The organism is Ruegeria sp. AL1 (genome assembly GCF_056540905.1).
Map to the genome: position 1 here is coordinate 269,261 of NZ_JBQFXP010000001.1, position 14,000 is coordinate 283,260.

General features: G+C 54.8%; 17 protein-coding genes. 14 read left to right on the forward strand and 3 right to left on the reverse strand.

Translation table 11 applies throughout. The features are described from left to right. Window positions 1–4: 4 nt before the first annotated feature. From cysE to ACRZ9X_RS01350, 3 genes are all read right to left on the reverse strand, one after another. Window positions 5–814, reverse strand: coding sequence for a serine O-acetyltransferase (cysE, locus tag ACRZ9X_RS01340; protein WP_480515424.1), 810 nt, complete (start codon window positions 812–814; stop codon window positions 5–7). A 484-nt stretch (window positions 815–1,298) separates the two neighbouring features. Continuing rightward, a complete protein-coding gene (locus tag ACRZ9X_RS01345; RefSeq protein WP_480515426.1) occupies window positions 1,299–2,312 on the reverse strand; it encodes a tyrosine-type recombinase/integrase in 1,014 nt (337 codons plus the stop codon). Between the two features lie 157 nt (window positions 2,313–2,469). After that, complete coding sequence (locus ACRZ9X_RS01350; RefSeq protein WP_480515428.1) at window positions 2,470–2,943, reverse strand: helix-turn-helix domain-containing protein; 474 nt, start codon at window positions 2,941–2,943, stop codon at window positions 2,470–2,472. Between the two features lie 135 nt (window positions 2,944–3,078). On the opposite strand from ACRZ9X_RS01350, the gene ACRZ9X_RS01355 reads away from it, so the two are divergent. The 14 genes from ACRZ9X_RS01355 to ACRZ9X_RS01420 all read left to right on the forward strand — a co-directional run bounded on the left by ACRZ9X_RS01355 (window position 3,079) and on the right by ACRZ9X_RS01420 (window position 13,748). Next, window positions 3,079–3,369, forward strand: coding sequence for a hypothetical protein (locus tag ACRZ9X_RS01355; RefSeq protein WP_480515430.1), 291 nt, complete (start codon window positions 3,079–3,081; stop codon window positions 3,367–3,369). Window positions 3,370–3,481: 112 nt separating this feature from the next. Next, window positions 3,482–3,976 carry a crossover junction endodeoxyribonuclease RuvC gene (locus tag ACRZ9X_RS01360; protein WP_480515432.1) on the forward strand — a complete coding sequence of 165 codons (495 nt, stop codon included), beginning with the start codon at window positions 3,482–3,484 and terminating at the stop codon, window positions 3,974–3,976. A 111-nt stretch (window positions 3,977–4,087) separates the two neighbouring features. After that, window positions 4,088–5,437, forward strand: coding sequence for a DEAD/DEAH box helicase (locus tag ACRZ9X_RS01365; protein ID WP_480515434.1), 1,350 nt, complete (start codon window positions 4,088–4,090; stop codon window positions 5,435–5,437). Then, window positions 5,431–6,078 carry a hypothetical protein gene (locus tag ACRZ9X_RS01370; protein WP_480515435.1) on the forward strand — a complete coding sequence of 216 codons (648 nt, stop codon included), beginning with the start codon at window positions 5,431–5,433 and terminating at the stop codon, window positions 6,076–6,078. Before ACRZ9X_RS01365 ends, ACRZ9X_RS01370 begins: the two co-directional genes overlap by 7 nt. Next, window positions 6,071–7,345: a DUF2800 domain-containing protein gene (locus ACRZ9X_RS01375; protein ID WP_480515437.1), complete on the forward strand. Its 1,275-nt coding sequence runs from the start codon at window positions 6,071–6,073 to the stop codon at window positions 7,343–7,345. The genes ACRZ9X_RS01370 and ACRZ9X_RS01375 overlap by 8 nt, the downstream gene beginning before the upstream one ends. An 11-nt stretch (window positions 7,346–7,356) precedes the next feature. Continuing rightward, complete coding sequence (locus tag ACRZ9X_RS01380) at window positions 7,357–7,959, forward strand: hypothetical protein (protein ID WP_480515439.1); 603 nt, start codon at window positions 7,357–7,359, stop codon at window positions 7,957–7,959. A gap of 66 nt (window positions 7,960–8,025) precedes the next feature. Continuing rightward, window positions 8,026–8,292, forward strand: coding sequence for a hypothetical protein (locus ACRZ9X_RS01385; RefSeq protein ID WP_480515440.1), 267 nt, complete (start codon window positions 8,026–8,028; stop codon window positions 8,290–8,292). Further along, window positions 8,289–8,582: a DUF2312 domain-containing protein gene (locus tag ACRZ9X_RS01390; protein ID WP_480515442.1), complete on the forward strand. Its 294-nt coding sequence runs from the start codon at window positions 8,289–8,291 to the stop codon at window positions 8,580–8,582. The genes ACRZ9X_RS01385 and ACRZ9X_RS01390 overlap by 4 nt, the downstream gene beginning before the upstream one ends. Then, window positions 8,579–8,770 (forward strand): hypothetical protein, encoded by a 192-nt coding sequence (locus ACRZ9X_RS01395; RefSeq protein WP_480515444.1) that lies wholly within the window; start codon window positions 8,579–8,581, stop codon window positions 8,768–8,770. Before ACRZ9X_RS01390 ends, ACRZ9X_RS01395 begins: the two co-directional genes overlap by 4 nt. Next, window positions 8,767–8,994: a hypothetical protein gene (locus ACRZ9X_RS01400; RefSeq protein ID WP_480515446.1), complete on the forward strand. Its 228-nt coding sequence runs from the start codon at window positions 8,767–8,769 to the stop codon at window positions 8,992–8,994. The genes ACRZ9X_RS01395 and ACRZ9X_RS01400 overlap by 4 nt, the downstream gene beginning before the upstream one ends. Continuing rightward, window positions 8,991–9,701 (forward strand): DNA-methyltransferase, encoded by a 711-nt coding sequence (locus ACRZ9X_RS01405; protein WP_480515447.1) that lies wholly within the window; start codon window positions 8,991–8,993, stop codon window positions 9,699–9,701. The genes ACRZ9X_RS01400 and ACRZ9X_RS01405 overlap by 4 nt, the downstream gene beginning before the upstream one ends. Next, window positions 9,698–10,198, forward strand: coding sequence for a hypothetical protein (locus ACRZ9X_RS01410; protein ID WP_480515449.1), 501 nt, complete (start codon window positions 9,698–9,700; stop codon window positions 10,196–10,198). The genes ACRZ9X_RS01405 and ACRZ9X_RS01410 overlap by 4 nt, the downstream gene beginning before the upstream one ends. Continuing rightward, window positions 10,195–11,595 carry a DNA cytosine methyltransferase gene (locus ACRZ9X_RS01415; protein WP_480515451.1) on the forward strand — a complete coding sequence of 467 codons (1,401 nt, stop codon included), beginning with the start codon at window positions 10,195–10,197 and terminating at the stop codon, window positions 11,593–11,595. The genes ACRZ9X_RS01410 and ACRZ9X_RS01415 overlap by 4 nt, the downstream gene beginning before the upstream one ends. Further along, window positions 11,592–13,748 carry a DNA polymerase gene (locus ACRZ9X_RS01420; protein ID WP_480515453.1) on the forward strand — a complete coding sequence of 719 codons (2,157 nt, stop codon included), beginning with the start codon at window positions 11,592–11,594 and terminating at the stop codon, window positions 13,746–13,748. Before ACRZ9X_RS01415 ends, ACRZ9X_RS01420 begins: the two co-directional genes overlap by 4 nt. Window positions 13,749–14,000: the final 252 nt, after the last annotated feature.

The window sequence follows — 14,000 nt, forward strand, 5'->3', positions numbered from 1 at the left end:
AAGGTTACTGGTTCTTGCCCAGCATGTGATCCATCGAGATCGAAGGCTGCTCGCACCCGGCTTCTCCGACGATCTTCGCGGGGATGCCAGCAACGGTTTTGCACGCGGGCACCTCTTGCAGCACAACGGACCCGGCGGCAATGCGGCTGCAATGTCCCACCTCGATATTGCCCAGAACCTTGGCGCCGGCCCCGATCAGCACGCCGTTCCCGATCTTGGGATGGCGTTGCTCTTCTTCCTTGCCGGTCCCGCCCAGCGTGACCGAATGCAGCATCGAGACGTTGTCGCCAACGACCGCCGTTTCGCCAATCACAATGGAATGAGCATGGTCGATCATGATTCCCTTGCCGATCTTTGCGGCAGGATGAATGTCGATCCCAAAAATCTCGGACGACCGCATCTGGAAGAAATACGCCAGATCATGCCGTCCTTTTTGCCAAAGCCAATGAGCCACACGATAAGCCTGCATGGCCTGATAGCCTTTGAAGTACAGGATCGGCTGCAACAGACGGTGGCAGGCCGGGTCGCGTTCATAGACCGCCATAAGATCTGCCCGCGCCGCTTCCAGCAGCGAAGGATCGTCAGCATAGGCCTCATCCACGATCTCGCGCAGCACCATCATCGACATTTCGTTCGAGCAAAGCTTGGCCGCCACCCGATAGGAAAGCGCGCGTTCAAGGCTACGGTGATGCAGAATACAAGCGTGCACCAGACCGCCCATCAGCGGCTCTTGCTCGACCGCCGCATTGGCTTCGGTGGTGATCCGATCCCAAACCGGGTCAACTGGGGTCACATGGCTGCGCTTTTTGAACATGGCTTTGATCCTTTGCTGCGCCTAGAATAGCCATACAATTCTGAGGGCGTTGTCGGGAGTTGTATGGTTTTCCTGAATCATGTTTTTCAGGTGCCTAACTCGTCTTTGTCCGTTGTTGTCCGTTTTTGTATGGTGACCACAAGGCCCATTTTGCGCACTTGTGCCCATAGTGTATAGCAACTGCGCGCAAAGAAAAAGGCCGCGATTCTATCGTCGCGACCTTCAAGATAATTGCCTCGCCGGGCAAATCAAGCGGTGTCACGGACGACTTTAAGCCCGACAGACCCGAGCACGAAATCTAACTGCGAAGCAAGCGCTCTCTGCGCACTTTCGCAACCACTTACTGCGCTGAACAATGGCCCGGGGCAATTTGCGAAAAGCGTTGCCGCCCATTGCTTACGCAAATCCAATTCCTCTTTTTCAGACCGGGCCTCCGAGAGTTGTCGCGATACGGCTTTAATCTCATCAATAGTGCTCTGACTAATCATTCCGCAGCCATCCTTCCTGAAATTGCATTTACAGCATCGACCAGCATTTCCGGGCTGTGTTTGGCGTAGACCTTTTCGACCTGTTCCACAGTATTACCCAGAACCTTTGCGATGAGCCAGAGCGGCACACCAGCCCGTGCCATGCGTGTCGCGGCCGTGTGGCGCAGGACATGGGGTGTGACGCCCGTCACCCCTGCAGCCTTGGCTACGGCGTGTACGGGGCGATTCACACGCCCCCCTACCCCAATAACGTAGTCGTCCTTGCGGTTTTTGTGCATATATTCGAGCACGGGGCGCAGACGATCCGAAATCGGCACGCTCGCACGACGCTTACGGGTCTGCTGTTCGCCGGGTGGGAGGAAATGGATCACGCCGGTTTCCCAATCGATCTGGTCTTTCCATCGCAAATCCTGAATGGCGTTTCGGCGTGCCGGGGCTTCCAATGCGATATGCAAGAACGCCCAAACCCGTGATCCTTTCTCTGCAGCGGCCAAGAGACGTTCGACCTCATCGTCTCGCAACCATCGATCTCTCGGCGGGGAGCTAGGTGGCAGGTCATCCAAAGCGGGTAGATCATCTGAACTGATGACCCGTTTCTTGACAGCGTAGTTCCAAGAGGCCCTGAGCATGGCCAATTCACGTCGCAATGTGCTTGGGGCTACGTCTCGATGCGCTCCATATCCCGCCTCAATATCCGAAGTCACGTCTTTTGGGTGCATATCACCGAAGAATCCGACAATCGGTTTCCGAGTATAAAATTCCATGCTGCCGGGATCCGCGTCACCGTATTTGAAGTCCCAAAGCTCTTCACAGGTATACGTCTTGGACGCTTCGGAGCTTTCAAGTTTCAGCCATTCATCTAAGAACGCATCCGCCGCAGCTTCTTCCGTCTGGCCTGTACTCTGGCGTTTTGAACGGCGGTTTTCGCTCCAATAGATGTACCAGACCCCGTTCTTGGCCGGTCTGCAGGCGTATCTTTTCCCATTCGCGTTTCGAGTGATCTGTCGCATGTCTGCTTCACATACCTCGCTAGTTCGTAATCGGGGATAAGGACCGGACGGCCCGGCAAAAAACCTAGCTCGCCGCGCTGTCGGAGGCCGCGGACCCGCTCAACGGTTCCGCGGAGAATTTCCGCGACCTCTGCTTGGGTGTAGAGACGCAAGGGCGTCACTCTTCGTCGTTACCGGACTGTATCTGATCAGATTCGATCAGCTCTACGACTTTTACGGCTGTCTGTAGTGAGACCAGACGGTTTACCTGCAACCAGGCGGTGTTGGGTGCCGAAGTCGATACGCGCATGTTCAAGGATGGTGAGTCCTCTTCAATGGCCGATGTGATCGAGTTGGGTAGGAGATCAGCCTCTTTCATATCCAGAGCCTTCGCGAGTTTCCGAAGACTTTTGGGTGTCGGGAACGAAATTCCGCGAATGTAAGTCGATACACTGTCCCGTGGCAATCCAGCTTGTCGGGCAAGTTCGGACTGGTTCCAGTTCCGGGAAAGCATTTCGTGATAAAGTCTGCGTCCAAATTCTTGCTTCGTCAAATGCTTAGGGGTGTGCTCGCCGGACGGTAACTCATCTATATGAAACCGCGTGCTCTTAGTCACAATATGTCCTCCGTAAGGGGTGTTAGTGTATGCCATATGTATCGCACTTGAAGTCAAAATACAAGGCTTGTCCGGAAACTTTGTCCAGAATGTGTCTGATATCACAATGATACATTGACATTTTGTCCGGAAAATGCAATATTACGGGATACAAAACCAGACGAAGGACCCATGATTAACGTAAAGAAATTTATTGAGGCCGAGTTTGCGTCCGCCGAACACATGCGGAACGAGTTTCTGGACCTCGGGCTAAAACCGCCCGAACTGGACTCGATCCAAAAGTGGTCAAGACGCAATTCCATTCCGGGGAATTGGCTTGCTGCGGCACTCGCCATGCGCGAAGCCTTTATGAGCAAACCAATTTCCGTTTTACCCTACATTGAAGGAGGCAAATTAGAATGCAGTCTCTCCTCGAACGCGAAGCTATTGCATACTGGCGAGCAGCCAAATGTGTTCGACTAAACGATGGGAACAGTGAAGAGATTGAAAACGCGCTCGATGACCTGTCACTGGTCTTACAATACACGAACAACAAAACGATTCGCCGAGATTATTCTAGGCTCATGAGAAGCCGATGCGCATCCTCGGCGTAGACCCCGGGGGCACCGGAGCACTCGCATTATTAACGGAAAACGGCAAGAATGTGACGGTTTCTGACATGCCTGTGTTCAAAGTGACCCGAGGCAAATCGACTAAAACCGAGCTTGATGTGCACGGTTTGGTCGATTTGCTCGAATTCTGGGATCCGGACTATTGTTTCTTTGAAAAAGTCGGAGGTATGCCCGGAGAATCCCCCTCGTCATCCTTCAATTTCGGCCGTATTGCCGGAGCTGCAGAGGCCCTGTGCAAGGCCAGGAAAGCCCGGTTCACGTTTGTTGCCCCTCACGCATGGAAAAAGGCTATGAGACTGGTTCGTGCACAAAAGGACGACAGTCGGGCCAAGGCGACTGACATGTGGCCAAGTATCGCATCAGAGTTCAGAAGGAAGAAGGATGACGGTCGAGCCGAAGCGGCTCTGATCGCCGAATACGGACGTCGCCAACTCGTCCAGCAAGGGGTGTTCGGATAGAATAATTTTTGTCCGTTTTGTCTGGTTTTAATCCGGACTACTATTGACATACATCTTCAATACGAGTAGTAAAGCGCCGTATCGCTCGAAACGCACGGAACGGATGGCACGATGCCTACACCCCTGCCTCACCAGCTTTCAGGTGCTGAGTTTCTGTCTAAACACAGAACCGCCCTGTTAGCGGACGCCCCCCGGGTAGGGAAGACCGGCGCCGCGATAATTGCTGCAGACTATGTCCAGGCTAAACGAACACTCGTTATTACGACAGCTTCTGGACGCCCTGTTTGGGCTCGCGGTTTTAAAGATTGGTCCGTGTTCGATCTCAAAACAGCCGTTCTCTATAAAGGTGGTCTGACTGACGAGCATCTTTCAGCAGACAGGCTGATTGTCGGGTGGCCTGCCCTACAAAAATGCGGTTCAGACCTTGCATCTGTATCCTGGGACTTGCTCCTGACAGACGAGAGTCATTACGCAAAAAGTGTCACGGCGAAGCGTACACAAGCGCTGTACGGGACATTCGATAAATCTATTCGTATCGCCAAGGACGCGGTTTCCGATGCTGCTACCCGCGTGTGGTGCTTGACAGGCACTCCGATTCCGAACGCACCGAATGATCTCTATCCGATGCTGCGTGCGTTATGCCCTGAAAGGTTAACGACGGAATGGGGACCCGTTGACGTATCCAGCTACGAGGCATTTTTGCATAGGTACTGTATTGTCCGAAAAAAGGTGATTAGTCGCTGGACTAAAATCGATGTCATTGTTGGTGGCAGAAACCTTGAAGAGTTAAACGAGCGTCTGAAAGGGTTCTGGCTTCGTCGGACGCAAGATGATGTCGGCATAACTGCCCCGATATACGAGATTTTACCTCTGCATATCACTGCTACGCAGCGGAAAAAGCTGGAAGCTGAAATAGAAGACGCTGCGGATATCCTTGACGCTGCTGAAACCGGCGAAACGCAGTCCCTCGAGATGCATATGGGCCCGCTTCGCAGGCTGACAGGTACGATTAAAGCAACTGGTGTTACACAAGTCGTGAAAGACGAATTCGAATGCGGTTTAGACAAAGTCGTGCTGATGTGCTGGCACAAAGATACAATGAACGCACTTGAAAAAGACCTGTCTTCATTCGGGGTTGTCCGGATTGACGGCGGAACTTCACCGACAAAACGACAGGCTGCACAGGATTTGTTCCAGACGGATCCTGATACCCGCGTCTTCATTGGCCAGATTACCGCCGCCGGAGAAGCTATCGACCTGTCGGCAGCTGCAGAACTCATTTTCGTAGAAATGTCATTTGTGCCGAAGGACGGCGCGCAGGCATCGCTGCGGATCACTAATCACGGTCAAAAGCGGCAACCCCGTGTCCGTGTCGCGGCCCTGGAAGGGTCAATCGACGAGGCGCTGCAAAGCGTCTTAACCCGAAAAGTCAAAACAATAGCGGAGACAATGCGATGCTGAAAGTAGAGTTCTATGGTGACGCCTCAGAAGTCATCAGGGATATTAAACTCTTTTTGAGTTTAAACCCTCTCGCCGAAAAAACTGACACGGCTATCCCAGCCCCGAAACTGGAACAAGCCGCTCCGGCCGAAGCCTCTGAATCGCCGTTTGAGGGGGAAGCCAAAGAGCTCAGAAACTACGAAACGGCTTCCCGTAAATATGGTGAATCCGAGTGGGACAAGACGCGCCGCACGAAAGAGCAGATGGCGACTGACAAGGAAATCGAGGAACTGGCTTCGGCTCTGGGCATCGAGATCGACAAGACCGTTCCGGCTGATCGCCTCGTGATGCAGTTACGCGAAAAATCCGCAGATGGTGGGGACGACGCGTCGGCGAATATCTCGGCTTCCCCGGAAGACCGAAAAGACCCCGAACAGGAGGCCAAGACCGGCGAAATTGTAGACGGTACTGCCTACACCCGCGACGACGTTCGTCAAAAACTCGGCGAATTCGCTGAGAAATACGGCATGGTCACCGCCCAGAAAGAAGGCCCGAAACTGCTTGGTGCTGCAAAACTGTCGGAGATTCCCGACACGCCCGAAGCGTTCAAGACAGCGATCGACAATCTGACAGCTGCAATTGAGGCCGACATCAATGGCTAACCACGGGGTCCGGGATCACGCAACCTGGAGCGCATCCACGTCCGAAAGGCTGTGGAACTGCCCGGGCTCGTTGGCGCTTAATATGTCGGCGCCAGCCGATAAGGAGTCCTACGCTGCGGCGTGGGGCACCGCCTGTCATCAAGTATCTGAGAAATGCCTTCACGCCTATATCGCTGGGTCGGAAACGGACGCGGATGCCATCGACTATCTCGGCACGATCGAAAAAACCAAATCGCACTCGATCGAAGTTGACGAGGAAATGTGCGAAACCGCGCAAGCCTATGTGGATTACGTTCGGGACGCCGCAAAGGGCAAAAAGTTGCTCATTGAGCAGAAATTCTCGTTAGCCGATCTGGACCCGCCGTTCGATGCGGGCGGTACGGGCGATGCGGTCATCTTGTCGCCAGACAAAGGTCTGATTGAGATCGTCGATCTAAAAGGCGGCCGTGGTGTCGTTGTAGAAGTCGCTGGTAACAAGCAGCTTCGCACTTATGCTCTCGGGGCGCTTATGGCGAACCTCGGCCCGTGGAAGCGGGTAAAAGTGACAATCGTACAGCCTCGTGCGCCGCATAAGGACGGGCGTATCCGCTCCGAAGAGTTTCACGTCGCGGATTTGATCGACTGGACGCAGGATTTGATGGCGGCGATGCAGCGAGCCGCGAAAGCTTGCGCAGAAACACTAAAGGCCGACTACCCTAAATGGGTAGGCGTTCACCTATTTGCAGGCGAGCACTGCACGTTCTGTCGATCAGCCCCCACATGCCCTGCCCTAGAGAGTAAATCGCTGGAAATCGCACAAACGCACTTCACGCCGCAAAACACCTTGGCAAATGAACCCCCGGCCCCCGAAACGCTCTCAACGGAGCAGATCGTGCGGATCCTGGACCACGCCGACATGATTCAAGGTTGGCTTAATGCTGTTCGTGCCTATGCGCAGGATCAGGCCGAAAGCGGTTACCAAATCCAACACGGTGACAGCGAATACATCCTAACCGAGAAACGCGGTCGCAGAGCGTGGATCGAAAGCGACGAAGCCGAGCTGATCAAGAAACTATCTGATGCGACCGGCGAGGGCGTCACGGAATTCTACAACGAGCCGAAACTGATGTCGCCCGCACAGGTCGAAAAGGTTCTCGGATCCAAACGCAAAGGCGAGATTGCGGACTTCTGGGACACTAATTCCAGCGGCTACAACCTCGTTCGCGCTGACAAGACGTCCCGGGCCGCTGCGGTGGCTCCGGCACAGAAATTTTTCCAACCCGAATAGGAGAACCAAAAATGGCAGACAAGAAGTACATCGGCGAGGAGTTCCGAGGCCCCCTGGCCCGGATCAGCTTCGCTCACGGCCTCTTTAAGGCGAACGACATGGGCAAGCATATGCCGACACTGATTTTCCCCAAGTCCGATATTGGCGCCTTGCAAAACGCAGTCGCCGACGTCGTCACAAACGAATGGGGCGAAAAGGGTGTTGAGCGGTTCAAGAAAGAACTGATCAAAAACCCGATACTGGACGGAGAAGGCAAATCCGCTCACGACAAGGACGGAAATTTGCGCGATGGCATGGGCTCAGATGTCATCTTTATTCGACCGTGGTCGAAAGACCCTATCAAGTGTTTCGGGCCTGACGTCCTGCCAATGGACGCGAAGGAGATCAAATCCGGCTGGTGGGGTTACCCCGTCCTGACCCCGTTTGCGTGGCATAACGACGAACAGGGCGATGGTGTCGGTTTCTGGATTAACATGTGGCAACACATCAAGGAAGACGAGGTCTTTGCGGGCGGTCGTGAGACTGATCCGGACAAGTTCTTCCAGAAAGAAAAGGTCGAAACCGATGGTGACGGCAACGTCGGTTCAGGCGGGGCGTCCGACCTGTTTGGCTAATTTGTCCTGTCTGTCCGTTTTGAGGGCCGACAAAGGCCCTCATACTCCTTAGCAATTGGAGGTAGTATGTCTAAGCGTTCCGACTTCCCGCCCAACACCCGCAGTATTGTAACCGTTGTCTTCCGTGAGACCGGGGAAATAAAGGAGTACCCGATTTCTGCCCATCCGGGGATAAGCCGCTATCTGGCCGATCAGATCGCCGCGACCGGTTGCCTGTGTCTGCTTTCCGGCGAAATCAGTCACACCATCTTAGCCGACCGTATCCAGGAATACTCGATCGAAGAACTTCGGATCTCCGACGAGGTACCCGAATCTGATGAGGCCCAATTATGACAGAAGAAACCCCCGGCACAGGCCACAATTCCGGTGACGCTAATTACCGCGTAACGGCCGGCGAGCTGCGTCAATTTGTTGAACGCTTCGAGCGCCTGGAAGTCGAAAAGAAAGACATAGCCGACCAGCAAAAAGAGGTCATGGCCGAAGCTAAGGCACGAGGCTACGACACAAAAATTATCCGTCGTGTCATATCTCTCAGGAAGCGTGACAAAGACGATCTCGCAGAAGAATCCGCGATCTTGCAGATGTATTGCGAAGCACTCGGCATGGACTCGGTGTTCACATGAGCCGCCAAGTAACTCTGATCGGTGAGATACTCCGACCCTCGTCGCACCGAGCGATTCTGTTCAGGTGTGAAAACGGCGCGGAAAAATGGATACCGCGCAGCGTTTGTCTGGACGGCGATACGCTCAGTGAAGGCGATACGGAGATCGTCGTCGCGGCGTGGTTTTGCGAGAAGGAAAGCATCGAATGAACCTCGCCAACCTGATTACCAAAGCGGCCTCCGAGGGACTGCTTGATACTCTCGCAGTCTACGAGCGAAACGGCCAATATCAGGCCAACGCTAAGCGTAAAGGAGGGGGCTGGCAGTGTGTCCCCTGCTCCGACCCGGCCGAGGGTCTGGAAAAAGCTGTACGGGGCCTGTTTGGGTACAGCAACCAGCCGAAAGACGAAGTTGCAGGCGACATTTTCGCATGATCGAAGGGCTGCACAATCTTGACGCGCGGTTCGGACTTGACCTGTTGCCAGACGGGTCAGTGGACATGATTTTCACGGATCCTCCTTACCGAACTATTTCAGGGGGTAATCGCCCCAAGACAAGTAAAGCCCCGTCTGGAATTCTCGCGAAAAACAATGGCAAGATTTTCAAGCACAACGACATAGAGCCCGATGAGTATGCAGCGGCCTTGTTTCGCGTTCTGAAAGACCCCGGTCACGCCTATGTGATGTCCAACGAACTGAACCGACGGCCTATTGAAAATGCGTTGCTAGAAGCGGGCTTCTTGACGCATCAACTGCTCGTTTGGGGCAAAAACAATTGCACGCCGAGCCGATACTACATGAAGAACGGCGAATTCACGTTTTTCGTGCGCAAAGGCCGGGCCGTGACGATCAACAACCCGGGCTCCAAAGCTATCCACAACTTCGACAATCCAGTCGGTCGAAAGCTGCATCCTACTGAAAAGCCCGTCGATCTGGTTCGGATGTATATCGAAAACAGCAGTCAGCCGGGCGATCTGGTACTCGATCCTTTCTTCGGTGCTGGTGGGACAGCCGTTGCCGCATATGAGTCCGGCCGTCGTTTCGTCGGCTTCGAGATCGATCCCGAACACTACGCTGTTGCAAATAATCGTGTGTCCGACTTGACGACTGACAAACCCCTTCTCGAAGGAGTATTCGCATGAACACTGTACGACGCATCTGGCGAGCCAGCTTTACGCGCCGCTGGCACACAAACTACGACCTCTGCGACACTGCCGACCCGGTTCACGGACACCAAGGCCGGGTTGCGTTGCTGGTGCTGGGGCTGTTTCCCCACGCATCTCGTACACTTCTCGTTGCGGCGCTCACTCATGATCAAGGCGAGCACGCCGCAGGAGACGCTGCTTACGATGCGAAGCGCGCACATCCGGAACTCAAAACACTGCTGGACACGATTGAAGCCGACGAACTCTACACACAGGGTTTGGATTACGCGCCCTCACTGACAGGCGAGGAGAGACACGCTCTGGAAATGTGCGATCGGCTCGATGCTTGGCTTTGGATGATGTGCCATGCCCGACACCTATACGCCCGTCCCGATTGGCAGGCCCAGCTGCGCGAGACGAAACGCACCGCGCAAACCCTTGGTGTCGGCATGGAAGTCGAGGAGTTGATCTCGGAAGAGGTCAGTGTGCGGTGACAGCCTATTACAACGACAACGACAAGGCCGTTGCCGAATGGTTACGTGAGCTAATCCGGGCCGGTGAAATTCCGGACGGCGACGTTGATGAAAGGAGTATTCTGGATGTCCAGGCCGACGACCTTAAAGGATACACCCAATGCCATTTCTTCGCCGGAATCGCAGGATGGCCCCTTGCCTTGCGACTCGCCGGGTGGCCTGACAGCCGACCAGTCTGGACTGGATCCCCGCCTTGCCAGCCGTTCAGCTCAGCAGGCGAAGGGAAGGGGCGAGACGACGCTCGACATCTTGCCCCCAAATTTATTGGATTGGTACGGGAAGGACGCCCCGAAGTGCTGTTCGGAGAGCAAGTCGCAAGCGCGGCTGTCTTCGGAAAGGTTGCAAAGCCATCTCGAAAGAGAATTGCAGCGACGCCTGAATGGGCGTGGCTCGACGATTTATCGGATCGCCTGGAAGCCGCACATTACGCCGTTGGGGCGACAGATATCCCGTCTGCGAGCGTCGGCGCACCGCATATCCGCCAACGGACATTTTTCGGGGCCTACGATCTTGGACTTGCCGCAGATCGGATACAACACGCCGAGAGCGACAGACGGCTCGAACGGTGGTCCGGGTCAGACGGGTGGAGCTTTGCCAGCGGATACTGCGTTGATGGGCTGGCCGACGGCTCAAGCTCGCGACCACTTCCCGCCTCACAGCCCGGAATACATTGCCGAGAAGAAATCGCAGGGGCACGGGATGGCGAACCTGAACGATTGCGTGATGCTGGCGGGATGGGGCACTCCGGTCGCGCACGAGGCGAGACTTGGTTACCAGAATCGGCGAAACGGGAAGAAAGGCTCGCAGAAGTCTTTAACGACGGAAGCGATAGACTATCTCGATCCGACGCGGGGCGACCCTGCACTGGCCGGGTGGCCGACACCACAAGCGGGCACACCGGCGCAGAATGGCAACAACCCGGCCGGGAATACCGACTACAGTCGAAAATGCGCGGAGGTACTTTCGGGCTGGCCAACGACGACCGCGGTAGACCGGTACTGCGACGAGGCGACGATGCAAAAGCGCTTGGAGGCTCGACAGAAACGCGGACGGACGTCGGTTCCACTTTATCTCGGCGAGACGGCTCAACTGACGGGCCTTGCCCGACTAACGGTTTCTGGGGAGATGCTGATTGGCTGTTCTGCAGAGATGGAAAATGGCGGCCAGTTAAATCCGGAACATTCCCGTTGGCTCATGGGGTTCCCGGTCGTGTGGGGCTCCTGCGGGGCTACGGCAATGCAATCAATCCGTGGGCAGCGAAAGAGTTCATCGAAGCGTTCGAGGAAGCCCGTAGCGAGTGTTTTCGATTAGACCGTGCGTCCGTTTTGGCTACTGACAATTCAGGAGCGTTTGGGTGATAGACTACATTTACAACGACCTCGAAACCCGAAGCACCGTGAATCTGCGGTCCCGCCCTGCCCCCGGCGCGTATCGCTATTTCGAGTGTCCTTACGCCGATGTGCTCTGCGCCTCATGGGCCATAAATGACGGGCCTGTTTACTCAATCGGCTCCGACATGGAATGTCCTGACGATCTGGCATATGCGATCAAACACGGGTTGCGCCTTTCAGGTTGGAACTGTGGACAATTCGAAAAGATCGCTTTTAAAACAATTCTCGGCCCTCGATACGGTTGGCCAATTCCCCGCGACGATCAATGGGACGACACCATGGCCCAGGCTGCTGCGATGGCGTTGCCGATGGCGTTGGAAATGTGTGCTCAAGTCCTCGATATGGCCGAGCAAAAAGACAAAGAGGGGACGCGATTGATAAACATGTTCAGCAAACCGCGTCGCATTCTAAAAGCCGATTTGGCGAAAGGCGTTGAGCCCGGAACCATACTTTTCAAAGAACCCGAAGAATATCCAGATGATTTTCAAAAATTTCGAGATTATTGTGATCAGGATGTCCGGACTGAACGCGCGATCAAGAACAAACTCGTGCCACTCTCAGACACAGAACGCGCTGTCTGGCTGCTTGATCAGAAAATAAACGAACGCGGAATCTACTTGGATCGCGAACTGGTAGATTCTCTCGAAGACATCGCAACGGAAACGAAATCCTCCCTAGATAAGCAAATGAAGCAGGCCACGGCCGGCGAGATTACAGCGTGTTCGCAGGCAAAGGCTCTTACAGCATGGATCAATCATGAATGCGTCGAAAAAATTGTCGAGGGTGTGTCTGCAAACGAAGTTGACCGCGCTCTGAAACACACCGACCTGCCCGAACACGTCAGGAAAGCCCTCGAATTGCGTCAGATGGCGGCAAAAACTTCAACCGCAAAGCTGGACAGCATGAAAGCGACTGTTTGCCGTGACGGGCGCATTAAGGGCACAAAGCAGTACCATGGTGCATCTACGGGCCGTTGGGCTGGACGTCTCACGCAGGTCGATAACATGCCACGCGGTACAGGCACGATCAAAGACCCCGACAACGCGCGTCAATGGCTCGTGAAGCGCGATCCGGAACTGATCGACATGTTATACGGCAACCCTCTTTACGCCGTTTCCGATTGCCTGCGTGCCTGTTTTACGGCCAGTCCGGGAAATCATCTCATGGTCGCAGACTACAGTTCGATCGAGGGACGCATCACGGCGTGGCTGGCAGGCGAAGAATGGAAGCTCGAAGTATTCCGCAAGAACGACCGAAAAGAAGGCCCGGGGGCCTACGAGGCGGCTGCAGGCGGCATTTTCAACATCCCTGCTGAACAGATCGGTAAGGAAGACCCGCGCAGGCAAGTCGGCAAAGCCGCTGAGCTTGGCCTTGGGTTTGCGGGCGGTGTGATGGCGTTCAAGGCAATGGCGGACATCTACCGGGTGAACATGGCCGCGGTGTATGAGCCCGTGAAAGCGAGCGCGGATCCGGAAATGTTTGAGAAGGCTGTCGAGTCCTACGAGCGCTGGTCTGAGGAAGGATTGTTCGGAACAGACATCCTGAGCCGGGAATGGTGGATTGCAGCAGAGGTCACGAAAGTAGCTTGGCGCCAAAAACACCCGGCCATTGTGTCACTTTGGGACGAGCTGGAAAACTGCATTTATGCGGCGATCCGTGAACCGGGGACGATCGCGTCTTACGGCAACGTCTCTTACCTTGTGCGACGAGGCTTCCTTTGGTGCCGCCTGCCCTCCGGTCGGTGCCTGGCCTACGGGTCGCCTCGTATTGGTGACACGAAAACACCGTGGGGGACGGACACGAAGTTTGTCTCTGTCGTCGGCATGAAAACGATCAAAGGAAACCAACAAAAGTGGATGCGATATCCGCTCAACAAGTCTGTCATAATCGAAAACGTCGTTCAGGCTGCCGCGCGTGACTTGCTAGCAGCTGGGATGCTGAAACTCGACGCTGCGGGATACCCGCTGATATTACATGTCCATGATGAGGCCGTTGCAGACGTCCCGAAAGACTTCGGATCACTGAAAGAGTTTGAAACCCTACTCTGCGACCTTCCCGAATGGGCCGAGGGCTTACCACTCGTGGCCGAGGGGTACATAGCACATAGTTATCGCAAGTGATGTCTTGACTTGTATGGCATTTTAGCATACAAATAGCATACATTCCGGACAAATGGAAACAGGGTGGCGACATGTCCAAATCGAAAACTGCACCAGAGCCTCGCAAACAGACTACGATGCGTCTTCGCAAGAACATTCTTGACGCACTCGACAGTGAATATCGCAGGACAGGTGCTGTGTCCCGTACCGCCATGTTCGAAACGATTATGACGAAATATTTGCGTTCCCGCGGCTACAAGCTCCCCCCGCGAG